The organism is Micromonospora sp. NPDC049101, from assembly GCF_040648675.1.
In the GTDB taxonomy this organism is placed as follows: Bacteria; Actinomycetota; Actinomycetes; order Mycobacteriales; family Micromonosporaceae; genus Micromonospora.
Genome location: NZ_JBEZED010000019.1, coordinates 78,810 through 100,324 on the forward strand (window position 1 = coordinate 78,810; position 21,515 = coordinate 100,324).

Sequence of the window (21,515 nt, forward strand, 5' to 3'; positions counted from 1 at the left end):
GGTGGCAGGCTGACGGGATGGATGAGACCCCGCTGCTGATCGTGGATGGCGCCAACGTGGTGGGCTCCCGCCCGAACGGGTGGTGGCGTGACCGTGCCGGGGCGGCGGCCCGTCTGCGCGACTCGCTCGCCCCGGTGGCGACCATCGGGCTGCCGGAACGACTGCCCGCGCCGGTGGAGGTGGTGCTCGTGGTCGAGGGGGCCGCGCGGGACGTGCCGGGCACCGACGGTGTCCGGGTGGTCTCCGCACCGGGTTCCGGCGACGACAGCGTGGTCGACCTGGTCGCGGGCGCCCCGCGGCGGCGCCGGCTGGTGGTCACCGCGGACCGGGAGCTGCGCGAGCGGGTCACCGCCCTGGGCGCGGAGGTGTACGGGCCCCGCTGGCTGCGCGATAATTGAGAAGTTCTCGCACCGGGAGTCCCACAGAACGGACTCCCGGCACTTCAGGGCCCCTACCGGACAGGTGGGCAGGAACACCGACAGGGCGGATGTTCTTTCGGCGCGGCCGATAGGCTCTAATGGAGATCTCCCCGCCCCCAGGAGGTTCCGCCGTGGCGAGCGTCGCCGAGCTGAAGGCTGCCATCGATGTCGCCCTCCAACAGATCGGTGACGGGCAGACAGCCGTGCAGGCCGCCGGCGAGAAACTGGCCGAGGCGCAGCAGACCCTCGCCGGTGCGCTGGAGGGCAGCGGGCACGAGACCGTGGAGGCGGCCCAGGCGTCGCTGACGCAGGCCAGCCAGGAGCTGGAGGAGTGTCTCGCCGCGACACTTGTCGCGGTCGAGCAGGCGCAGCTCTACGTCGCGACCCTGTAGGCCGTCGTGTCCATCATCGAGGACGTGGGTGGGCAGGTCCGCGCCGCCAGCGAGGAGTTCCCGGTCGCGCTGCTCGGGCAGGCGCTGGAGAAGTTCGGCCTCGCGGCGGAGCGTCTCCGCTGGGTCCGCCAGGAGTCGGCCAACCCGATGGGGGTGCCGGAGTTGTCCGCCGCCACCGAACATGCCGAGAGCGCCGGCTACGCGCTGCGCGTCGCCCAGGAACAGCTCTCGGCGTACCTGGCGGCGATCGGGCTCGGCGCGGACGGGTCCCCGGCGCCCCGCCCTGAGCAACGCGCTCCCCGACACGACACCCCACCGGCGGCCGGGCCCACCGCGGTCGCGCCGGAGTCGACCGAGCAGGTTCGGATGCGCCGCTGGTGGTCGGTGCGGGTGGCGGAGCTGACCGGCGGGCGCGAGGGCTCCGACGACGAACCCGACGAGCGGGTGGGCGACTCCCAGGAGTTGCTGCGCCGGGTGGTGGGTGGTGTCCGCTCCGGCGACCGGGACCGGCTGCGCAAGGAGCTGCGGCGGGCCCCGGCCGACGTGGGGCTGGGCATGGCGGCGCTGGCGCCACCACTGCTGCGCGAGCTCGCCGGTGAGCTGCTGGGGCACCCGCCCCGCGCCGCCGACCTCCCTCGGCTGCGTGGCGAGTTGGACGGGCGCGTACGCGACCTGCTGCCCGGGCTGCCGCCGCCGGTGCTGGAGACGCTGCTGACCCGGGTGTGCCGGATGCCGCCGCCACGCGCCTCCGGGGAGCCGACGCACGCCGCCGACTCCGCGGTGACCGCCGGCGTGGCGACCGGGCTGCTGCTCGCCCGCCTCGGCCGGGACCTCCCCTCGGGCCCGAAAGAGCCGGCGGGCGCGGGGCAACCGGGCGCCGGAGAACGACCAGGCGGGGCGGAGCAACGAGGCGGGGCGCAGCAACCGGCGCGGGCCGCTCGACCGGCGGGTACCGGGCAGTCGGGCGGGGCTGGGCGGGCGGGAGGCGTGGGTTCGCGTGCCGGCGGTGCGGCGCAACGACCGGGCGCTGCCGGTGGGCAACGCTCCGGTGGTCTGCCGCCGCGCTCGGAGGAGCTGCCGCCGCGCCCCGATGAGCTGCCGCCGCGTCCCGACGGGCTGCCGCCGCGTCCCGGTGGCCTGGCGCCGCGCTCGGGCAGCCCGTGGCGCGACGCGCCGACCCGTCGGGGCTCCGATGGCTGATCGGCGCGGTCAGCTGGCCAGGCGCGTCCGGGACACCCTGGCCGAGGCGTTGGGTGCCACCCGTACCCGGCTGTCCGCCGCGCAGGCGGAGCTGACCGCCGGGCGGGAACGGTTGGCCCGGGTCCAGCGGGCGGCGGCCGTCGTACCGGAACGGGTGGGCGCCCAGCGGGACCGCCGCATCGCCGACATCGACGCCCGCTACTCCGCCCGGATCGCCGAGCTGGCCCGGCGCGCCGCCGACGCCGCCCGCCAGGAGGCGCCCGGCTGCGCGGGGGCCGACTGGGCGGGGTGGGCACCGACGCCGACCCGGCGGGCGGAGCCGCCCGGCGCGCTGCGGGTCGGCACGGTCCGGATCGACGGCGTCGACCCGGTGCCCGCGCTGGTGCCGCTCCTCGACGCCGGCCACGTGCACCTCTCCGGAAACGACCGGGCCGGCTGCGACGCGGTGGTGTCCGCGTTGCTGCTGCGGGCCGCCGGCCGCGCCACCCCCGGCGCGGTCCGGCTGACCGGGTACGACCCGGAGCAACTCGGTGGGGGCCTGGCCGGGTTCGCACCGCTGGGCACGGCGGGGCTGCTCACCTTCGTCGGCCCCGGCGGGCTGGGTCCACTGCTGGACGACCTGGTGGAGCAGATCCGCCGGATCAACGAGACGGTCCTCGCCGGCGAGTACGCCTCGCTGCGGGAACTGGCCGCGGCGACCGGCCGACGACCCGAACCGTGGCGGGTGGCGGTGCTACTCGGCGGTGACGAGCTGAACCGGCACGAGCGCGGCCAGCTGGACCGGGTCGTACGGGCCGGCCCGGCGTGCGGGGTGCACCTGGTGGTGCACGGTGTGCCGGTGCCGGACGATCCGACGGTCACCCGGGTGGTGGCCGGTGCCTCCGGTGCGCGCATCGGCGGGTCGGCCGGGCTGCCGATCCGGCTGGACCCGCCGCCACCGGCGACGCTCGTCACCGAGACCTGCCGGGAGATCGCCGCACAGGTCAACGCGGGCCCACCACCGACCCCGTTCGCCGACCTGCTGCCCCCGCCCGAGCTGATGTGGCGGGAGGACTCCGCCGACGGGTTGACCGCCCCGATCGGTGAGGGGCCGCAGGGCCGGCCGGTGCGGCTGACATTGGGTGACTACCCGCCGCACGCGCTGATCGGCGGGCCGTCCGGCACCGGCAAGACCAACCTGATCTTCGCGTGGATCGGCGCCCTCGCGTCCCGCTACTCCCCCGCCGAGCTGGAGTTCTACCTGCTGGACTTCAAGGAGGGGGTGTCCTTCGCGCGGTTCGCGCAGGGCCGGCGCGACCCGAGCTGGCTACCGCACATGCGCCTGGTCGGCATCAACGTCAACACCGACCGGGAGTTCGGGTTGGCGCTGCTGCGGTTCCTCGCCGAGGAGCTGCGCCGGCGGGCCGACGCGGCCAAGAAGCACGAGGTGACCAAGCTGGCCGAGCTGCGGGCCGTCGACCCGAACGGGCACTGGCCACGGATCGTCGCGGTGGTCGACGAGTTCCAGATGCTGCTGGCCGGTCGGGACGTGGTCGCCCGGGAGGCGGCCGACCTGCTGGAGGACCTGGCCCGGCGCGGCCGGTCGCAGGGCATCCACCTGGTGCTCGCCTCGCAGGACGTGCGGGGCATCGAGGCGCTGTGGGGCCGCCCGGCGTTGGTCGCCCAGTTCACGCTGCGCATCGCGTTGCCCAAGGCGCTGCGGATCCTCGCCGAGCGCAACGACGCGGCGCAGTCGCTGCCCCGCTGGCACGCGGTGGTCAACGCCGAGTCGGGCATGGTGGAGGGCAACGAGGTCGCCCGGATCCCGTCGGCCAGCGACTGGGAGACGTGGAGCGGGTTGCAGCACCGGCTGTGGCGGATGCGCCCGCCCGACGCGGCGCCGGCCCGACTCTTTGACGGCGACGCGATCCCCCGGCTGGCCGACGCGCCGGACTTCCGGGCGCTCACCGCACCCCCGGACGGGAGCGTGCCGCGCAGCCCGGTGGCCCTGCTCGGCGAGATCATCGACGTGCAGTCCCGTTCGGCGGCGCTGCGGCTGCCGCGCGCACCGGGGCGCAACCTCGCGGTGCTGGGCACCCGGGTGGACGAGGCGTGCGCGGTGCTCGACGCGGCGGCCCGGTCGCTGGCCCGCCAACACCCGCCGGGCACCGCCCGGTTCTCCATCGCCTGCCTCGACGCGGACGCCGACCCGATGGCCCGTGCCCTCTACGACGACCTGGCCGACGACGCCGCCTGGTACGACGAGGAGACCGTGGGCGAGCTGATGGCCGAGACGGCCGACGGGCTGACCGGGCCGGGCAGTCCGCACTATCTGCTGCTGTTCGCGGTCGACGCGGCGGCCGGCACACTGGCCGCCCGCGCGGGCCGACGCACCGGCCTGGAACACCTACGCCGGATCCTGCACGACGGGCCGGAACGGCGCACGCACGTGCTGGCCTGGTGGCGTGGGGTGGCCCGGATGCGCGCCGACCTCGGCGGGCCGGCCGCCCGCACCGACCAGATCGGGGCCTGGGTGGCGCTGGACGCGCACGGTGGCGAGCTGGGTTCGTCGCTCTACCCGGGCACCGGCGGCCCCGACTGGTATCCCCGCCCCTGGCGAGGGCTCTTCTTCGACCGGGCGGTCCACCGCACCGGCCAGGTGATCATCCCCTATGGACCGTCGCGGTGAACGAACCAGTGGCCAGTGAGACGTACGCGGCGCAGTTGCGGCGACTGGCCGAGCTGACCGCACGGGTGCAGGAGCAGCGTGCCGAGGCGCACACCTGGTACGAGCGGCAGTGCGCCGCCGCCGAACAGGCCGTCGCCGACGCCGCCGAGCAGGTCCAGGACGCCGAGGTGGAGCTCGTCGAGGCGCGCGAGCAGCAGGAACGGGTCGACGCCGAGGTGGCACACCTGTGGCAGCAGGTGCGGACCCGCCTCGGTGCCCGTCGCCTCGGCGGCCCGCCCGCTCCCGCCAACGGCGGCGAGGCCACCGACGCGGTGCTGCTGCTCACCCGCGCCCGGGACCTGCTCGACCGGGCCGGGCAGCCGGGTGAGCTGCCGGGCTCCGTCAACCCCCTGCTGGCGCTCTGCGGGGTGGCCGGCGCGGTGCTCGCGTACGCGCTGGGGGCCGGGGCACGGGCGCTGGGCGTCGGGTACGGCGGCGACCTGGCGGTCGGGATGCCGGTGTTGGCGCTGGTGGTGACCCTGCTCGGGCCGCTCGTCGGGCTGGCGCCGGCCCGGGTGCTGGCCGACCGGAGACACGCGGTGCTCGGCCCCCGGCCGATCACCGTGGTCCTCGGCGCGGGCCTGCTGACCACCGCGCTGCTGCTGGCGCTCGGCCGCTGACCGCTCGGGGCGTCCACAAGGGGTTGTCGAGAAGCCGACGGCCGGTGCGGCGAAGATCAGCGCGCGATCTTCGATACGGTACGTCAAATGGTCAGCTTCCACCTCAGTTACCGCGCCGCCGGGGACAACACCGTCGCGCGCCTGCTCGACGGCGCGCTGACCGCCCGATTCGGCAGCGACGGCGTCGTTCGCGACGATCCCGGCGCGGTTCTGACCCCCGCCAAGCTTCGGCGCCTGTCAGACTCGGCGGCACTCATCGTCGTGATCGAACCTCGCTTGCCCGGCGAGTCGGCAGTCTTACCGGGCATCAGCCGACGGACGGTCGTAGCCGCCCTCACCCAGCAGGTTCCGGTCCTTCCGGTGCTGGTGGACAATGCCGAACTGCAACGTGGGACGCGCCTGCCCGAGGCGCTCAGACCGCTTGGCCAGCAGCACTACCGGCGGGTCCACAGGACCAGCGCTCCGGCGGACATCGCCTACCTGGTCGACGACCTGGCGACGAGTTTCGCCCCGGAGGCCGCACCGGCCGGGCCCGCGATCCCCCTGATCCTCAGCGTGGAGCCGGTGCGATTGTTCATGCCGCCCCCCAGCCACGGGCCGTCGGCGGCGATCGTCTACTCGACCCGTCAGGGTGATCTGGAGGTCGCCGACGGTGGCCGGCCGATGGCGTGGCGGCACCCGGGGTTGGTAGCCCGGTACGCGACGCGCTACGAGGTGGACACCCGCGCCCACTCGGTCGTCGTCGACCTCCGGCTGCCCTCCGAGGGCGGCGCGTACCACTTCGAGGCGTCGATCGCCGTCGGTTTCCGGGTGACCGACCCGGCGCGGATCGTCCGACGCGCGATCACGGACGCCGCGGTACTGGTCCGCGAGTTCCTGCTGGACACCTGCCGGCCGATCACGTCGCGGTACGGCGTCGACGACGTGGTCCGAGCCGAGGCCGCCATCCGCCGACGGCTCGGTCACGACCCGTCCGCTCTCGACGGCATCACCCTCGACCTGAGAAGCGTGCGGCTGTCCCTCGACGAACGAGTCGGTCGCTATGTGCGGGAGCGCGAGGTGAAGCGGGCGCAGGACGACAGGCGCGAGCAAGCGGAGTTGCGGCCGGAGCGGGCCCGGAGGGCCCATTTCCGGGAGGAGGCAGACACTGTCACGTCCGCCGATCCGCAGTTCTACCTCGATGTGCTCGCAAGGGGCAACCCTGTCCCCCCCATGCTCATCGACGAGGCCAACGTCAGCGAGGACCGTGCGATACCAACGTTCACCGGACCGCCGACCTCGTCATTTCCGGGCGTCACCCCGGCACCGGAGCGGCTGTTGGTGGCGCGCGCGCCCACCCAGGTCCCGGCGGGGCAGGATCTGAGCGTGGAGGTTCGGCTCGTCACCGAGGGACGATCCGTCCATCCGGACGCCGTGACGGCACCGATGCGGCACTTCTTCGTCGCCGACGCCGGCACACCGGTCACCGTGACCGTCCACGCGCCCGCCGGCCTGCACTCCGAGGGCCCGCTCCAGCAGACCGTGCTGGTCACACCCGACGACGATCCGGATCCGATCCGGTTCGGTTTCGGGGCGCGTACCCCGGGTCTGCATCGCATCGACGTGACGGCCTGGGCCGGCGGCACGTTCCTCACCGAGGTCTCCGTCGAGGTCTCCGTCGCCGACGGTGGGCCGTTCCGCGACGGCCAGCCGAAGACGGCGCCGATGGGTGCCCCGCGGGCACGGCCCGGCGAGGTCACCATGGAGGTCCGGTTCGACGGCAGCCAATACACCTTCCAGTTGCGGTCGGACGCGGCGCTGTTCGCCCCGGTCGTCGAGTCGGTCACGAACACGCCGAACGCGGCGGTGGAGCACGCCATCCGGGAGTTGCAGCAGTTGGCCGGGGGTGGTTCCCGCTACAGCGCGACGATGGCCCGCGAGGTCATCAGGTCGGCGGGGATCCAGCTGTGGTCGGAGCTGGTGCCGGCCGACGTGCGGGACCAGTTCTGGCAGGTCGGCGGCGACATGAGCGCCTTCACGATCGCCACCGACCACGACGTGGTCCCGTGGGAGCTGCTCTATCCGCTCAGCGCCCAGCGTGATGCCGGTTTCCTCGTCGAGCAGGTCCCCGTGGTCCGCCGCACCTACGGGCAGCACCGGAACGCGACGGTCGGCCTGCGCAACCCGCGGTTCGTGGTGCCGACGAAGGCCCCAACCGGCGCGCACGAGGAGATCGCCGCCATCCGCGCGATCCTCGGCGCGGCCGACAGCGAGCCCATCACCAGGGCCGACGACCTCCTCGCCCTGATCAATTCGGGGGCGTTGGGGGCGACCCACTTCGCCTGCCACAACACCTTCTCGGCGGACGGCTCGTTCATCGACATGGACGGCGGCCGGTTCAAACCGACCCTGCTCGCCGAGGCCAGCATCCGGAAACTGCTGGCGGAGACCGGCCCTCTCGTGTTCATCAACGCGTGCCGGAGCGCGGGCGTGGCCCCGACGTACACCACGATGCTCGGCTGGGCGCAGCAGTTCATGTCGTCCGGGGCGGGGGCTTTCGTCGGCACGCTCTGGGCGGTGCGCTCGGACAGCTCGGCGCGCTTCGCGACCGCGTTCTACCGCTCCCTCGCCGACGGCGCCACGCTCGGCGCGGCGGCCCTCGCCGCACGCGTCGAGCAGCAGGACGACCCGCTCGACCCGACCTGGCTGGCCTACACGGTGTACGGCGACCCGTTCGCCACCGCCGCCGTCTGACCTGTCGACAACTAACTCGTACGGAAAGGGTGGCGCGGCATGGAGGTGACCGACTACAGCGTGCCGGTCGAGGAACTGGTGTCGGCGGTGAAGTACGCGGTGGAGCAGGCCGGCATCTCCACGACCGACGAGGGCCGGGACCTGCGGGTCGCCTCCGTTCAGCTCATCCTGAGCGCGGTCGTCACCACGAAGGGCGGCGGTGGCGTGGACTTCCGGGTGCCGGTGATCGGCTGGAAGGTCAAGGTGGCCGGCAGCCGATCCCACCAGAAGACCCACACGATCGACATCACGCTCGTCGCCGAGGATCTCCAGGACCGGCACGAGCTGCGGCACAGCGCCGTCGCGGTGACCCTCGTGGACGCGATCACCACGATCCGCGCGGTGGTCGCCGCCGGCAGCGGCGGTGACGACCCGCTGGTGCTGAAGGCCGGCACTGTGGAACTCGTCTTCGGCGTCACCGACCAGGGCACGATCTCGGTCGGCGCGGAGGGCGAGCTGACCGACGAGATCACGCACACGCTCCGGATCGAGCTGGTCGCGGCCACCGCCGGGTAGCTCAGGCCGGGACCAGGACGGCCTCACGAAGCAGTCGCCGGGTCAGGGTGACCCGGTCGGCGTCGTCGGGCAACCCGGGCAGATCACCGACCCGGGTGACCGCGCCGCTGAGCAGGACACGAGCGGCCGCCTCGCAGTCGACGGGCAGGGTGATGGTGCGGTCGAACAACCGCAACGCCACCGTGTCCGGCCCGTGCGGCACCAGCTGCCAGCGTAGGCCCGGCCGCAGGGTGACCCGTGTGTCGGCGTCCAGTGCGGCCAACGCGTCGGCCTGGGCGAGTGGTCGGATGGGCGCCGGGCGGGCAGCCGGCCAGGCTCGTTGGCGCAGCCGCGCGGCGACCGCGCCCGGGTCGGCGCGCAGCAGCCAGTCGCGCAGCGCCTCCACCGTCTCGGTCAGCTCCGGCTCGATGGCGTCCGGGTCGGCGACGTCGGTGCCGAACGGCAGGGTGGCCCGCAGCCGCTGGTCCTCGGCTGCCAGCGCCAGCAACTCCTCGACCAGGGCGTAGCGGGTGAGCGCCCGGATGCCCACGGTCAGGTGCAGCGAGCTGGCGTCCTGCGCCTGCGCGCTGTGCAGCCAGCCCCGGGGGAGGTAGAGGGCGTCGCCGGGGGCGAGCACCACGTCCAGCGCGGCGGGACCCTGCGCGGTCGCGCCGACCTCGTCGGCACGGCCACCCCACTGCTGCTTCTCCAGCGGGTCGAGCAGCACCGGCGGGTGGATCCGCCAGTGTTTGCGGCCGTCGACCTGTAGGACGAACACGTCGTGCGTGTCGTAGTGGGTGGCGAAGCCCTGGCTGCCGGCCGGGGTGAGGTAGGCGTTGATCTGTAGCGGCTGGTTGAGCGCGAGGCCCAGGTCACGGGCGAAGTCGACGAGGGGTGGCCAGATCCGGTGCAGACCCTGCAACACCAGTGTGGCGCCGGAGGCGTACTGCTCCAGGACTCGCTCGTCGAGCACCTGGTCGCCGATCTCGGCGCCGGCACCACCGCCGCCGGTCCAGCGCGCCGCGGGCACCAACTGGCCGTCCTTGGCGATCCGCAGGAACGGGGTACGCAGACCACGTCGGCTCAGCAACTCGTCGGCGTCGGCGGGGCTGAGCAGGTCGGTGAAGCCGGCCGGGTCGGGCAGCTCGGCGGCGCGGGACAGTAGCGGGGTGTGGCCCCAGTGCGCGGCGGCGAACTTGGCCGGTTCGACCGAGACGCAGCGGGCCAGCGCGGCGGTGGCGGTTGCGGACGAAACCGCCGGGCGGCCGTGGCCGCCCGGCGGGTCGAGGTGCGTCATGGTGTGCCGCTACCGGGCGCTGCCGTCGGCGCCACCGTCCTGCTGACCCGGCGTCGCACCGCCGTCGGCCGGGCCCTCCGCGCCACCGTCAGCGCCACCGTCGTGCTGACCGGGGGTCGCACCGCCGTCGGCCGGGCCCTCCGCGCCACCGTCAGCGCCACCGTCCTGGTGACCGGGGGTCGCGCCACCGTCGGCCGGGCCCTCCGCGCCACCGTCAGCGCCACCGTCCTGGTGACCGGGGGTCGCGCCACCGTCGGCCGGGCCTTCCAGGCCGCCGCCGCCCGTGGTCTGCATGTCGTCGTCGTTGAGTGCCATCGGTACTCCCTCGGGTGTGCCGCCCCGCCGTACGCCGGGGTCCGTCGTGCTGCGGGTGGTACCCCACGCGCGATCTTCTCTAACCCTCACCGTAGACGTCGAAGCGGGGCGACACGGGCGGTTCGCGGGCGGCGGCGCAGAGTGTCAGGATGAGACGGTGATCCTGGTGGGTACGTCCGGCTGGCAGTATCGGGACTGGCGGGGCCGCTTCTATCCGCGGCAGCTGCCACAGCGGCGGTGGCTGGAGCACTTCGCCGACGGGTTCGCCACCGTGGAGGTCAACAACGCCTTCTACCGGCTGCCCGAGCGGGACACCTTCGCCGCCTGGCGGGCACGCACCCCGGCGGATTTCTGCGTCGCGGTGAAGATGAGCCGCTATCTCACCCACATCAAGCGGTTACGGGACCCGGCCGAGCCGGTGGCGCGGTTCCTTGGGCGTGCCACCGCGCTCGGTGACCGGCTCGGCCCGGTGTTGGTGCAGCTGCCACCGAACCTGCGGGTGGACGTCGAGGCGCTCGACGCCACACTGCGGCTGTTTCCCGCCGAGGTGCGGGTCGCGGTGGAGCCTCGGCACCCGTCCTGGTGGACCGACGCCACCCGGGCGGTGCTGGAACGGCGTCGGGCGGCCCTGGTCTGGGCGGACCGGCTCGGACGGCCGGTGGCCCCGCGCTGGCGCACCACCGACTTCGGCTACCTGCGGCTGCACGAGGGCCGGGCCCGCCCCTGGCCCCGGTACGGCCGTGCCGCGCTGCGGTCCTGGGCGCACCGGCTGGCCGACGCGTTCGGCGCCGACGAGCCGGCGTACGTGTACTTCAACAACGACCCGGGCGGCGCCGCCATCGTGGACGCCGTGGCGTTCGCCGCGCTCGCCCGTCGGACGGGGCATCCGGTGTCCCGGGTGCCGACCGCCGCCGAGGCGGACACCTCCGGCGACTGAGCCCACCCAACGACGGCGACTGAGCCCGCCCAACGACAGTCGGGCGGGCTCGGACGCGTCAGGTCGTCAGGGCATCATCGTGGCCAGGTCGGCGGGCATGGTGTCCTTCACGTCCTGCCACTCGCCCTGGGTGACGTGTCGGCGCAGGGTGTCGAGCACCACCTGCGTCACCCGCTCCGGGCCGCCCTCCGCGTCGTACGGGAAGCCCTGGCGGACCTCGTAGAGGAAGTCGTCCCGGTTGAGTTTGATCGGCACGTCCGACGGGACCCACCCGTCGAAGTAGATGCCCCGCACCAGCACCGGCAACTGCTGGGCGAACTCCACGCTCTCGTCCACCGGCAGCCGGTCGCGCAGCAGGTGCAGCACCGTGCGCAGCGCCGCGTACGACTGGTTGCGCCGGTCCTTCGGCCAGCCGTAGGCGTTCTCGATGTCCTTCAGAATGAGGTTCGTCTTGTCCAACGACGATTCGAACGCTGAGATCATCGCGTCAGCCATCGGTCGACCCCCGTTCCGTGCTGTCCCACCGTCGGTCGTCGCTGCGACGTGGCGGCCCCACCGGGCCACGGCGGGCCCGCACCGGGCTGCCCTGCGGGGCGCGCCGGGCGTTGTCGGGTGTGCCGACCACGTGCAGGACGGCTCCACGCCGTCGATCCGTCACCACTCGAACCGTCATCCCCCGTCACCTCCGTGTCGTCTCCGGCGGCGGCCACCCTCCCAGGCGGCCGCACCCACCGTGTCCACCCTGCCGGCGGACGGGGTGAGCCGGCCCCACCCCGATCGGGTGAGCCGACGGTCAGTCCGCGCCGAGCAGCCCGGCCAGGGTCGTCGCGTTGGTCTGCGCGTAGTCCCGGTAGCAGTTGTTCATCAGCACGTGGGTCTGGCCGGCCTGGTCGGCCAGCTCGCGCAGCTTCGGCGCCCAGTCGGCCAGCTCCCGCTTGGAGTAGTGGTAGCCGAACTTCTCGTGGATGTCCTTGCTTGTCCACTTGTCGCTGTGGCCGTGGAACCGCACGACCGCGAGGTCCGCCGTGGCGGCCAGCACCGGGGGCAGCGACGAGCGGTGGCCCTGCGGCATGTCCACGCAGACGTACGGCAGGTCGTGCTCGCGCAGGAAGGTCAGCGTTTCGTCGGCGTTGTCGCCGTCGAACCAGGAGGCGTGCCGGAACTCGTAGACAGCGCGTAGCGGCGCGCAGCGCTTCGCCACCTCCAGCAGGTACTGCTTGTTGGCCCGCTTGATGGTGAACCATGGCGGGAACTGGAACAGCAGCGCGCCCAACTTTCCCGCCTCGACGAGTGGGTCCAGGGCGGACAGGAACCGCGTCCAGACCTCCTCGTACGCCTGCGCGGGCAGGTCGTCGGGGTAGACGTTCTTCTTGTCGGTCTCCGGTCGCAGGTCCTTGTAGAGGGCGCTGACCCGGGTCGGATGCCCGGTCAACAGGCTGAACGCCTTGATGTTGAAGGTGAAACCCTCGGGGGTGCGCTCGGCCCACAGCCTCGCGGTCGCCTCGGCGGGCGGGGAGTAGTAGGTCGCGTCCACCTCGACGAGCGGGAACTTGCGGGCGTAGTAGGCCAGTCGCTTCTCCGGGGTGTCCGCGGTCTGCGGATACCACCCCGAGTCCAGCAAGGTGCGGTCGGTCCAGGACGCGGTGCCCACCAGGATGTCACCCATGGGTGAAGTCCATCGCGTTGTGGACCGACCGGCAACCGCTGGTGTCGCTCAGGCCGCTCGCCGTTCGCGGGTCTGCTTGCAGGACACGCAGGTGGTGGCGGCCGGGAAGATCTCCAGCCGCTCCACCGGGATCGCCGCCGAGCACCCCTCGCACCAGCCGTAGGTGCCCTCGGCGAGCCGGCCGAGGGCGTGCTCGTACTGGGCGCGGCGGTCGAGGATGGTACGCAACAGCGACTGCGCGGTGTCCCGCTCGGCCGTCTTGGTGCCGCTGTCGGCCTGGTCGTCGCCGGCGGTGTCGCCGACCTCCACCAGCCGCAGCACCTGGCTCTGGAGCACGGCCTGGTCGTACTCGGCGGTCAGCTCGTCGTAGCGCGCCTGCAGGGAGAGCCGAATCTGGTCGATCTCCGCCTGGGGACGGGTGGTACCGACCGTGTCGTGGACGAGCATCGCTGCCTGCCTTTCCTGGGCCTGTGGCTCACGGGAACCGGGTGCCGGCGGCGTCGTGCCCCGGTCACGGTCGCGTTCGGTACGCGGGCGGTCACCCGCGCCCTGTGAGCCGGGCGAGTACCCGCCGGACGAGCCGAACAAACCGACGGTTTCCCGACTGTTGTCAGGCGTCGCCGTCGGCCTCCACGAGCGCCGGGTGGCGGGGGTCGTCGGCCCGGACCACCACGTCGGCGAAGCTCGCCGGAACGACCTCCTCGGCGTACCTGTCGAAGGCGGGTAGCGCCCACTCCTGGGCCGGGTCGGTACGGCGGCGCAGTGCCGCCGGGGACAACTGCAGGTGGACGGTGACGTCGAAGGGCAGGCCACCGCCGAGCAGCAGTGGGCCGCTGACCAGGACGACACCCCCGGGTGGCAGCTGTACGTAGCGGGCGCGGCTGGCCCGGTCGGCGTCGGCGTCCCAGAGGGACGGGAGTAGCCGCCCGGTGCCGCCCGGACCGGCCGGGTCGAGCACCTCCCGACGCAGCCCGGCCTCGTCGACCCAGTTCTCGTAGAAGGAGTCGGGGTTGGTGCGGCCCAACTCGAAACGCAGGGACGCGGGGCGGAGGAAGTCGGTGGCGCGTACGTGCAGCACCGGACGACCCCGGGCGCGTAGGGGGTCGACGAGCGCGGCGGCCAGGTCGTCGGCGCCGGCGGCGGGAGCGCCGTCCACCGCCACCCGCAGCCGGGCCGCCCCGGCGGCACCGGTCGCGGCGCGACTCGCGGCGTCCGTCGCGGCGCGACTCGCGGCGTCGGCAAGCCGGCTGGCCAGCTCGTCGACGAGCAGGTCGGGCGAGATGGGGCGGATGCGCACCGGACCATCCTGCCCCGTGCCGGGCGGGTCGGTGACGCCGGTCAGCCCGTGCGGTCGATGGTGACCCGGGCGTCGTCGGCCAGCCGGTAGCCCACGCCGTAGACGGTGGTGACCAGCGGTACGTCCACACCGACCTTGCCGCGCAACCGACGCACGTGCACGTCGACGGTGCGGACGCCGGCGTGCTCGTAGCCCCAGACGGCGTTGAGCAGTTGCAGCCGGGTGAACACCCGGCGCGGGTGGGCGACCAGGTGCAGCAGCAGGTCGAACTCCAGCCGGGTCAGCGGCAGCGGCTCGTCGTCGCGCAGCACCGAGCGGGACGAGGCGAGGATGTGCAGGGCCGGAATGGTCGGGCTGAGCGCCAGGGCCGGCGACCGGTTGGTGGGTGCCTGGTCGGGTCGGCGTTCGGCCGGGACGGCCCCGACGATCACACCTTCGCCCCGCTCCAGCATTTCGCGGGCGGCTTCGAGCAGCCGGCGTGCCGCCGGAGTCAGCGACTCCTCAGAGGCCAGCGGAATGGACAGCGTCACGGTGAGCACGGGCGCGGCGGTGTTCGCCGGGCGACGTTGGCCGCCGGGAGGTCGACCGGGCACCGAGGGTTGGGACGTATGCCATCCGGCGCGCGACGAGGCAGGGCTGACCGACATGGTCCTCCTTGGGCTGATCCGGGTATCTCCCCACGGCCCGGGACGCCGCTTCATCGATGGTTCCCGGCGCTCGGGCGAGGGTCAAGGGGCGGCCGCGTTGCATGACTGTGACAATTGACTTACACATCGGAGCCAGGTGCTCGCTCTGCGTGTGAGGTCAGATGATTACAGCAGAGCCCACACGATGGGCCGATACGGGGGTCCCCGTCCGGTTCACCTGGGCGTTCACACGACCGCCGGCCCGGCGCTCAGCGCCTGTGGTCCACGCTGATCCGCGCCTCGTCGGCCAGCCGGTAGCCGACCCCGTAGACGGTGGTGACCAACTCCGTGCCGGCCAGCTTGGCGCGCAGCCGGCGCACGTGCACGTCCACGGTCCGGGCCACCGCGTGCTCGTAACCCCAGACGCTGGACAGCAGCTGGAGGCGGGTGAAGACCCGGCGTGGCCGCTCGGCCAGGAACAGCAGCAACTCGTACTCGATGCGGGTCAGCGGGACGACCCGGCCGCCGCGGCGGACCAGCCGCGAGCCGGCCAGGATGTCGACGTGGTCCGGGTCGGCGGGCGGCTCGGCGCTGGCCGGGATCGGGACCGGTCGCGGCCCCGGCGCGACGTTCTCGACGGTACGCAGCTCACCCTCCCCCGACTCGGCAAGCTCACCGAGCAGTTGCACGAGCCGGGCCAGCCGCGGGCTCAGCGGCCCGGGGACGAGGTCGAGGGTGATGGTCAGGGTCGGTGCGGTGCGCGGCCGCGCCGGGCGCAGCCCGTGGTGACGGCGAGCGGGGATGGCGACGACGGACATGGTGCCTCCTGAGTGGCGGTACGCCTGCCACGCCCGGTGGGGCGTGACAGTCAGTGGCGCGCCCACCCGGCGTTGACCGGGGGCGCGAGAGGGGTGGTGCGGTGCAGCGGGGTCGGGCCGAGGGCCGGCAGACCGGCGATCCGCCAGGCGGCGAACCCACCCGCCACGTCGGTGGCCCGGTGCAGGCCGATGTCCTGCAGGGCGGCGGCGGCCAGCGACGAGGTGTAGCCCTCCTGGCAGAGGATCATCACCGGCACGTCGTAGTCGACCGCCTGCGGCAGCCGGGCCGGACAGCGCGGGTCGAAGCGCCACTCCAGCACGTTGCGCTCGACCACGAGCGAGCCCGGCACCATGCCGTGCGCGGCCCGCTGCGCGGCCGGCCGGATGTCGACAAGCAGCGCTCCGGCCCGGTACGCCAGGTGTGCCCGCTCCGGGTCCAGCCGGTTGAGGCGGGCGCGCGCGGCGCCCAGAATCTCGTCGATGCCCCGAGAGCCCGGCGGCGGCACGGGGGCCGGACAGTGCTCGGCGGTTAGCTGCATCATGGGTTCCTTCCAGTGACAGGAGTGGATCGTGCGTGGCCGGCGTTCACCAGGACCGGCCGGCCTCGGCGACCTCGGCGACCCGCAGTCGTCCGTCGACGAGGTGATAGCGGGTCATCCGCAGCAGCGCCGGCCGGTAGACGTGCACGCTGACCGCCGGCATCGACCCCTGGTTGGTCACCTGGTGCACGTGTCGGGGGCCGAAGCGACGACCGACGCCGGCGGCCAGCAGCCGTGGGCGCAGCCGACCGGCGCCGACCGTCTCCTCGGTGAGCGCGCCGTGGACGACGCGGAACGCTCCGGCGGAGCCACCGTGGTCATGCAGGTCGGTGCCCTGCCCGGGCAGCCAACTCAGCGCCCACACCTCGTGGTCGTCGCCGACGTCGAGGCGCGCGTACCACCGCTGGGCAGGGTCGAAGCGCAGGGCGACCGGCCAGCCAGCCGGGTCGGCCCACCGGGCGGCGACGGTGAGCAGGTCGGGCTCCGGGCGGCGGTGCGTCATGGCTGTTCCTCGCGGGTCGTTCGGCGGGGTGCCCTCGTACTCTAGACGGCAAAGCCTATAGGTTTAGTAGGTAATACCGCCTGGTGGGACGCCGACTCACCCCCGACGATCAGCGCAGGACCGGCGGGTCCACCCGGTAGCCGGGCACGGAGGGCCACCGCACGGTCAGCACCACCGACGCGCGTTCGGCGTACCAGGAGTGGTCCACGCCCCGACCCCACACCACGTAGTCGCCGGGCGCCGCCAGCCGTACCGTCCGGTCCGGCAACTCCACCCGGAAACACCCCTCGACCAGGACGAGCAGGGTGGTACGCCGTTCCCCGGTCGCCCACCGCGAGCGGGCCTGCCCGGGCGGGTGCACGCCCCACTTCACCTCGACGTCGGTGCTGTGCCGGATCTCCCCCGGCGGGGCGAAGTGCCCGAGCAGCCAGCCGGCGTTGGTGGCACCGTCGACGCCCGCGTTGCCCACGTACACCGTCTCAGCCATCGGACCCTCTCCCCGCGCGCCGGCCGAGCAACTAGGCGCCGGCCGAGCAACCTATCAGGACCGCGGCGACTAACCTGGACCGGTGACCGACCACCTCGACGCCGAGACGCTGGCGTTCGCGCACCGGATGTTCGACCTGGCCCGGGCCGGCTCCACCGAGGAGTTGGCCGCGCAGCTCGACGCCGGCCTGCCCGTCAACCTCACCAACGACAAGGGCGACACGCTGCTGATCCTGGCGGCGTACCATGCTTACCCGGACACGGTGGCCGCCCTGCTCGATCGCGGCGCCGACCACTCCCGGGCCAACGACCGCGGCCAGACCGCGCTGGCCGCCGCGGTCTTCCGCAGCAGCACCGAGGCGGTCCGCGCGCTGCTCGCCGCCGGCGCCGACCCGGCACACGGCAACCCGTCGGCCCTGGAGACCGCGACGTTCTTCGACCTGCCGGAGATGGTGACGCTGCTGCACGCCGGCTGACACCGACGCCGACATGCCGGTATACAGGGTCGGTGGAAGATCCGCTGCCCGAGCAGATGCGCGCCGCCAGCACCTCACTGCTGGCCGCGCTCGACCCCGCCGCCCGCGAGAGCGCCGTGCACCCGTTCGACGACGAGCCGGCCCGACGCTGGTTGGAATACCGGCCCCGACCCCGACCCGGTGTCTGCCTCGCCGAGCTCGACATCGCCGGCCGCAAGGCCGCGCACCGGCTGCTGGCCACCGCGCTCAGCCCCTCGGCGTACGCGCAGGCGATGGCGATCATCTCGCTGGAGGAGGTGCTGGACCGGGCCGAGGACTGGCAACGTGGGCGGCACAGCGGTGACTACTGGGTGGCCGTCTTCGGCGATCCGGCGCGCGACGACCGCTGGGCGTGGCGGTTGGAGGGACACCACCTGTCGGTGAACATGACAGTGGTGGACGACCAGGTCTCCCCCGCGCCGATCTTCTTCGGCGCCAACCCGGCCGCGGTCCGGTACGCGGGCCGCCCGGTCTCCCGCCCACTCGGCGTCGAGGAGGACCTCGCCCGGGCACTGCTCGACGCGCTGGGGCCGGCCGAGCGGGGCGCCGCGATCATCGCCGACGAGGCTCCGGCGGACATCATCAGCGCCACCCGTGGGCAGGTCGACGGGCCGCTGGAACCCCTCGGCGTGTCGGCCGCCCGGCTGGGGCCGACCGGCCGCGCGTTGCTCGACCAGGTGGTCGCGGTCTACCTGGACCGACTGCCGCCCGAGCTGGCCGTGCGGGAGGCGGCGCGCCTCGGTGCCGGCCAGTTGCACTTCGCCTGGGCCGGCCCGACGACGCCCGGCCAGCGGCACTACTACCGGGTGCAGGGCGACGACCTGCTCATCGAGTACGACAACACGAGCGCCGACGGCAACCACGCACACACCGTGCTGCGCCGCCCCGCCAGCGACTTCGGCGCCGACATCCTGGCCAGCCACCACCAAACCCACAAACACTGACCCCACCCCACCCCCGCCCCCACCTGGCGTCGATCATGGAGTTGTGGTGGGTGACTTGCCCCGGTGCGCGGCTTCTGTTCGGCACCACAACTCCATGATCGACGGCGCTTGGGGGTCAGGGGCGGGTGGCTTCGACGAGGAAGCGCTGGGCGTGCGCCACGAAGGGGCCCTCGCTGGCTATGCGGTCGTGCAGGGCGCGTAGTTGGTCGCGGTAGCGGTCGACGGTGAAACCGGGCACCGTCCAGATCACCTTGCGCAGAAACCACACCACCGCCCCGACGTCGGCGAAGGTCGCACGCAGGGTGGCCCGACGCAGGTCGACCACCCGCAGGCCAGCGGCCTCGGCAGCGGCAACCGCGTGCTCGGGGTGCCGCTGGGTCGGCGGCGGCAGCGGACCGAGGATCGCCTCACTCAACTCCCGCATGGTGCCCGCCCCGATCTGCTGCGACAGGAACGTGCCGCCGGGTCGCAGCACCCGCGCCGTCTGCGCCCAGTCGGTACGCACCGGGTGCCGACTGACCACCAGATCGAAGGAGGCGTCGCGAAACGGCAACGGCCCGTCCTGTGCGACCGCCACCACTGTGGCACCCACCCGGCGCAGGGTCCGCCGGGCGACCTGCACGTTCGGCGGCCAGCCCTCGGTCGCCGCCAGCAGCCTCGGTGGACGCGGCACCTCGGCGAGCACCTCCCCACCGCCGGTGTCCACGTCCAGTGCCGCGTCGGCGCGAGCCATCCGGTCCGCGACCAGCCGGGCGTACCCCCACGGTGGACGCTCCTCGGTGGCCCGGCCGGCAAGCCAACCGAAACCCCAACCGTCGACCGGCGCGGCAGCACCCTGCGCGATCAACTCCTCGCCCTCATCCTTGGCGTTCACGGCGATCAGCCTCGCCGGCCGGCAACGCGGCCGGCAACTCAATTGCCCACTGCCCGGCCGAGCGGGCCCGGCAGACCGGGAAAGTCAGCGGCCCGAGCACGCCCACCGGGCCGGGCCGGGTCAGACCGGGCCGGGTCAGGCCGGGCCGGGCCAGGCCGGGCCAGGCGGGGTCAGGTCAGGCGGGGTCAGGTCAGACCGGGCCGGCAGGCCCGGCGGCTGAGCGGAAGAAGACCCGACCGTCGTGGGCTACGTCTCCCGGTCGCGGCGAGCGGGCGGGCGGCGACGCGAGAGGCGGTACGGGTGTTGGCTGGCGGTGACAGACCTCAGCCCAGCCCCAGGTTGTGCTCTTCGAGGACGGCCTGGAGGATGCCGAGCGCCTTGGGCCCCATGCCGTGCAGATTGGCCAGCTCCGACCGGGGGACGCCGGCGAGTTGGCGCAGCGTGGTGTAGCCGGCGGCGTGCAGGGCACGCGTCGCGGGCGCGCCGATCTTCGGAAGTGTGTCCAGCGGCGAGGTCATGCGCGGATGGTAGTGACCAACTCCGACACGGTCGGCTCCGCGCGGCGGACCCCGGCTCCGCATCAGGGGCGTGGGCGGGACATCTCCACCGTGGAGCCGGCGAGCGTGTCCAGGCCGCCGGCCTCGGCGCGGCCGGTGTCGAACTGGCGCATCAGCCGGGCGCCCAGGTGCACGCCGACCCCGCCGACGGCCAGTGCGACCAGCTCGGTGATCAGGATCGCGGCGGACGCGCCGCGCTGCGGGGAGTGCGACCGGACCAGGCAGGTGAGCAGGAACATGGCCGCCATCACGGTGTTCACCAGATTGAAGGCGACCGCTGTGCGGCGGGTGTGATCACCCGGCACGTCCCACAGGTCGACCATCCCGGCCACCGCGGTCAGGGCGGCGGCGACAAGGGCGGCGACGGCCGTCCAGTAGCCGACCTCTCCCAGGAAGGCTGGCCCGCCGAGGACGTCGGTGAGGTCGAAGACGGCCGTGCTGACGAAGAGCCCGAGCGGGAACGTCACGAGCATCGGTTGGATGGGGTGGCCCTGCACGCGCAGCCGGCTCTGCATGGGTCCTCCCCCGGGTCGGCGCACCTCACCTGACCCAGAGTGCTACCCCAGCCCGGTCACCGGGAAACGACGCCGCCCGACTCCTCACCAGCGGGGAGAACGGGCACCAGGCGGGCGTGATCGACTCGGTTTTCAGAAAGCCGGGTCATCCACGAGCCCCGGACACCCCGACTTCAGGAAACCCGAGTCGATCAACGGCCGGCCACCGCGCCGACCGGCCGAGCGGACCGACCGGCCAAGCGGACCGACCGGCCGAGCGGTCAGGTGTCGCGCTGGCGGGAGACCGTCCGGACGAGCCGCTCGGCCACCTCCCGGAGCGGGATGTCCAGCGACGACGCGGCGGTACGCAGCACCTCGAGGGCCTCGGCGGGCGGGCAGCCGCGCTGGGTCATGATCACGCCGACGGCCTGGCCCACCACACCGTCGTTCAGCAGCGAGGCGTCCCGCTCGCCGGCGAGCACGAATTGCCGGTTGCGGTCCCGGACGGCGGCCAGCAGCAGGCCGGCGTGTTCGGCGAGCAGCATCGCGGTCAGCTGGTGCTGTGGGGTCAGGACGTCCGGGGAACCGGCGTAGAGGTTGATCGCCCCGATCACCTGGTCGTCGATGTCGACCGGCGCGGAGATCACCCCGCGTACGCCGAGGTCGCGGGCGCGTGCCGTCCAGACCGGCCAACGGGGCTCACCGGCCAGGTCGGCGGCGAGGATCATCTCGCGGCGATGGATGGCGCTCATCGCCGGCGAGTCCGGCCCGTGTCGCAGGTCGTCCAGGCCAGCCAGCCGCTCGTCGGAGGCGGCCACGCCGGCCGGTTCGCCGGCGCGCAGGGCGGTGAACCCGCACCAGCGCACCCCGGCCACCGCGTCCCGAGTGACCCGGACCAGCGCCAGCAGGGCCTCATCAAAATCGGTCAGCGCGATCAGGCCGGCGGTCAACTCCCGCAACAGTGCGGCGGTTTCCAGGACGCCGAGACTCTGCACCGCCGGTTCCCGCGTGTCGAGGTTCACCGGTCCGCAGCCTCCGTGCAC

At 73.5% G+C, this 21,515-nt stretch carries 26 protein-coding genes; 10 read left to right on the plus strand and 16 right to left on the minus strand.

Going from position 1 to position 21,515, the window contains the following annotated elements; all coding sequences use genetic code 11:
* Nucleotides 1-17 precede the first annotated feature (17 nt).
* The 7 genes from AB0B57_RS24555 to AB0B57_RS24585 all read left to right on the plus strand — a co-directional run bounded on the left by AB0B57_RS24555 (nucleotide 18) and on the right by AB0B57_RS24585 (nucleotide 8,626).
* Nucleotides 18-398, plus strand: a complete 381-nt coding sequence (locus AB0B57_RS24555) for a hypothetical protein (protein WP_357074157.1) — start codon at nucleotides 18-20, stop codon at nucleotides 396-398.
* A 152-nt stretch (nucleotides 399-550) separates the two neighbouring features.
* Nucleotides 551-811 carry a hypothetical protein gene (locus AB0B57_RS24560; protein ID WP_030504016.1) on the plus strand — a complete coding sequence of 87 codons (261 nt, stop codon included), beginning with the start codon at nucleotides 551-553 and terminating at the stop codon, nucleotides 809-811.
* A 6-nt stretch (nucleotides 812-817) separates the two neighbouring features.
* Nucleotides 818-2,011 carry a hypothetical protein gene (locus tag AB0B57_RS24565; protein ID WP_357074160.1) on the plus strand — a complete coding sequence of 398 codons (1,194 nt, stop codon included), beginning with the start codon at nucleotides 818-820 and terminating at the stop codon, nucleotides 2,009-2,011.
* Nucleotides 2,004-4,679 (plus strand): FtsK/SpoIIIE domain-containing protein, encoded by a 2,676-nt coding sequence (locus AB0B57_RS24570; RefSeq protein ID WP_357074163.1) that lies wholly within the window; start codon nucleotides 2,004-2,006, stop codon nucleotides 4,677-4,679. Before AB0B57_RS24565 ends, AB0B57_RS24570 begins: the two co-directional genes overlap by 8 nt.
* Nucleotides 4,676-5,338 (plus strand): hypothetical protein, encoded by a 663-nt coding sequence (locus tag AB0B57_RS24575; protein WP_357074166.1) that lies wholly within the window; start codon nucleotides 4,676-4,678, stop codon nucleotides 5,336-5,338. Before AB0B57_RS24570 ends, AB0B57_RS24575 begins: the two co-directional genes overlap by 4 nt.
* Nucleotides 5,339-5,425: 87 nt before the next feature.
* Nucleotides 5,426-8,071: a CHAT domain-containing protein gene (locus tag AB0B57_RS24580; protein WP_357074169.1), complete on the plus strand. Its 2,646-nt coding sequence runs from the start codon at nucleotides 5,426-5,428 to the stop codon at nucleotides 8,069-8,071.
* A 39-nt stretch (nucleotides 8,072-8,110) separates the two neighbouring features.
* The gene (locus tag AB0B57_RS24585; RefSeq protein ID WP_357074171.1) at nucleotides 8,111-8,626 is read left to right on the plus strand and encodes a trypco2 family protein; all 516 of its coding nucleotides are present in this window, start codon (nucleotides 8,111-8,113) and stop codon (nucleotides 8,624-8,626) included.
* Between the two features lies 1 nt (nucleotide 8,627).
* Here AB0B57_RS24585 and AB0B57_RS24590 read toward each other — a convergent pair whose 3' ends face one another.
* Nucleotides 8,628-9,902, minus strand: coding sequence for a cupin domain-containing protein (locus tag AB0B57_RS24590; protein ID WP_357074174.1), 1,275 nt, complete (start codon nucleotides 9,900-9,902; stop codon nucleotides 8,628-8,630).
* A 9-nt stretch (nucleotides 9,903-9,911) separates the two neighbouring features.
* A complete protein-coding gene (locus AB0B57_RS24595) occupies nucleotides 9,912-10,217 on the minus strand; it encodes a hypothetical protein (RefSeq protein WP_357074177.1) in 306 nt (101 codons plus the stop codon).
* A 157-nt stretch (nucleotides 10,218-10,374) separates the two neighbouring features.
* Between AB0B57_RS24595 and AB0B57_RS24600 the strand changes: the two genes are divergently transcribed.
* Nucleotides 10,375-11,154, plus strand: coding sequence for a DUF72 domain-containing protein (locus tag AB0B57_RS24600; protein ID WP_357074180.1), 780 nt, complete (start codon nucleotides 10,375-10,377; stop codon nucleotides 11,152-11,154).
* Nucleotides 11,155-11,220: 66 nt separating this feature from the next.
* On the opposite strand, the gene AB0B57_RS24605 is transcribed toward AB0B57_RS24600, so the two are convergent.
* From AB0B57_RS24605 to AB0B57_RS24650, 10 genes are all read right to left on the minus strand, one after another.
* The gene (locus AB0B57_RS24605; RefSeq protein ID WP_355029128.1) at nucleotides 11,221-11,649 is read right to left on the minus strand and encodes a DUF2267 domain-containing protein; all 429 of its coding nucleotides are present in this window, start codon (nucleotides 11,647-11,649) and stop codon (nucleotides 11,221-11,223) included.
* Nucleotides 11,642-11,827, minus strand: coding sequence for a hypothetical protein (locus AB0B57_RS24610; RefSeq protein WP_357074184.1), 186 nt, complete (start codon nucleotides 11,825-11,827; stop codon nucleotides 11,642-11,644). Before AB0B57_RS24610 ends, AB0B57_RS24605 begins: the two co-directional genes overlap by 8 nt.
* Before the next feature lie 120 nt (nucleotides 11,828-11,947).
* Nucleotides 11,948-12,820, minus strand: coding sequence for a DUF72 domain-containing protein (locus AB0B57_RS24615; protein ID WP_357074187.1), 873 nt, complete (start codon nucleotides 12,818-12,820; stop codon nucleotides 11,948-11,950).
* 48 nt (nucleotides 12,821-12,868) lie between these two features.
* Complete coding sequence (locus AB0B57_RS24620) at nucleotides 12,869-13,267, minus strand: TraR/DksA C4-type zinc finger protein (protein ID WP_357074189.1); 399 nt, start codon at nucleotides 13,265-13,267, stop codon at nucleotides 12,869-12,871.
* Nucleotides 13,268-13,430: 163 nt separating this feature from the next.
* Nucleotides 13,431-14,117, minus strand: coding sequence for a uridine kinase (locus AB0B57_RS24625; RefSeq protein ID WP_357074192.1), 687 nt, complete (start codon nucleotides 14,115-14,117; stop codon nucleotides 13,431-13,433).
* Nucleotides 14,118-14,158: 41 nt separating this feature from the next.
* Entirely contained in the window at nucleotides 14,159-14,764 is a 606-nt protein-coding gene (locus AB0B57_RS24630) for a winged helix-turn-helix domain-containing protein (protein WP_357074195.1), read from the minus strand.
* A gap of 248 nt (nucleotides 14,765-15,012) precedes the next feature.
* Entirely contained in the window at nucleotides 15,013-15,561 is a 549-nt protein-coding gene (locus AB0B57_RS24635; protein ID WP_357074198.1) for a winged helix-turn-helix domain-containing protein, read from the minus strand.
* A gap of 50 nt (nucleotides 15,562-15,611) precedes the next feature.
* Nucleotides 15,612-16,100: a rhodanese-like domain-containing protein gene (locus AB0B57_RS24640; RefSeq protein ID WP_357074201.1), complete on the minus strand. Its 489-nt coding sequence runs from the start codon at nucleotides 16,098-16,100 to the stop codon at nucleotides 15,612-15,614.
* 46 nt (nucleotides 16,101-16,146) lie between these two features.
* Nucleotides 16,147-16,602, minus strand: a complete 456-nt coding sequence (locus tag AB0B57_RS24645) for a cysteine dioxygenase family protein (RefSeq protein ID WP_357074204.1) — start codon at nucleotides 16,600-16,602, stop codon at nucleotides 16,147-16,149.
* A gap of 109 nt (nucleotides 16,603-16,711) precedes the next feature.
* Nucleotides 16,712-17,089, minus strand: coding sequence for a signal peptidase I (locus tag AB0B57_RS24650; protein ID WP_357074207.1), 378 nt, complete (start codon nucleotides 17,087-17,089; stop codon nucleotides 16,712-16,714).
* Between the two features lie 82 nt (nucleotides 17,090-17,171).
* Here AB0B57_RS24650 and AB0B57_RS24655 point away from each other — a divergent pair, with 82 nt between their 5' ends.
* Both AB0B57_RS24655 and AB0B57_RS24660 read left to right on the plus strand, forming a co-directional pair.
* The gene (locus AB0B57_RS24655; protein WP_357074210.1) at nucleotides 17,172-17,564 is read left to right on the plus strand and encodes an ankyrin repeat domain-containing protein; all 393 of its coding nucleotides are present in this window, start codon (nucleotides 17,172-17,174) and stop codon (nucleotides 17,562-17,564) included.
* Nucleotides 17,565-17,596: 32 nt separating this feature from the next.
* A complete protein-coding gene (locus AB0B57_RS24660; RefSeq protein ID WP_357074213.1) occupies nucleotides 17,597-18,547 on the plus strand; it encodes a DUF3500 domain-containing protein in 951 nt (316 codons plus the stop codon).
* Nucleotides 18,548-18,662: 115 nt separating this feature from the next.
* Here AB0B57_RS24660 and AB0B57_RS24665 read toward each other — a convergent pair whose 3' ends face one another.
* The 4 genes from AB0B57_RS24665 to AB0B57_RS24680 all read right to left on the minus strand — a co-directional run bounded on the left by AB0B57_RS24665 (nucleotide 18,663) and on the right by AB0B57_RS24680 (nucleotide 21,494).
* Nucleotides 18,663-19,421, minus strand: coding sequence for a class I SAM-dependent methyltransferase (locus AB0B57_RS24665; protein WP_357074216.1), 759 nt, complete (start codon nucleotides 19,419-19,421; stop codon nucleotides 18,663-18,665).
* Nucleotides 19,422-19,744: 323 nt separating this feature from the next.
* Nucleotides 19,745-19,939 (minus strand): helix-hairpin-helix domain-containing protein, encoded by a 195-nt coding sequence (locus AB0B57_RS24670; protein ID WP_357074219.1) that lies wholly within the window; start codon nucleotides 19,937-19,939, stop codon nucleotides 19,745-19,747.
* 62 nt (nucleotides 19,940-20,001) lie between these two features.
* Nucleotides 20,002-20,493 (minus strand): DUF2231 domain-containing protein, encoded by a 492-nt coding sequence (locus AB0B57_RS24675; protein WP_357074222.1) that lies wholly within the window; start codon nucleotides 20,491-20,493, stop codon nucleotides 20,002-20,004.
* A 260-nt stretch (nucleotides 20,494-20,753) separates the two neighbouring features.
* Nucleotides 20,754-21,494: a GAF and ANTAR domain-containing protein gene (locus tag AB0B57_RS24680; protein ID WP_357074225.1), complete on the minus strand. Its 741-nt coding sequence runs from the start codon at nucleotides 21,492-21,494 to the stop codon at nucleotides 20,754-20,756.
* Nucleotides 21,495-21,515 lie beyond the last annotated feature (21 nt).